Source organism: Burkholderia sp. SIMBA_062 (assembly GCF_046534765.1).
Lineage (GTDB): Bacteria > Pseudomonadota > Gammaproteobacteria > Burkholderiales > Burkholderiaceae > Burkholderia > Burkholderia ambifaria.
In genome coordinates this window covers 1-299 of sequence record NZ_JAWRYD010000184.1, presented here as the reverse complement: position 1 = coordinate 299, position 299 = coordinate 1, and the positions used below count along the sequence as shown (strand labels likewise).

The 299-nt window shown below is 63.9% G+C and carries 1 protein-coding gene; it reads right to left on the bottom strand.

Going from position 1 to position 299, the window contains the following annotated elements:
* Positions 1–299, bottom strand: a 299-nt coding sequence (locus SB786_RS35955) for a transposase (RefSeq protein ID WP_410731538.1), incomplete at both ends; no start/stop codon positions are given.

The following is a 299-nucleotide window of genomic DNA, read 5'->3' as shown; positions in this document are numbered from 1 at the left end:
GTGTACACAACCCGTCGGATCTCCGGCGGAAACACGAAGAACGGTATGACGTGCTCCCACGCGCGTTGCCATGACTGCACGATCGTCGGGTACTTCGCGCCCCAAGGTCCGTCGGCGAAGTCTTGCAGCGCCTGCCTCGCCGCCTCTTCGCTGGCAGCCGCGTAGATTGGGCGCAGCGCTGTGGCGAGCGCCTTACGGTCCTTGTAGCTGGCGTACTCGAGGCTGTTGCGGATCAGATGCACGATGCAGGTCTGAACGGTTGTCCGCGGATAGGCTGCACTGATGGCCTCGGTCAGCCC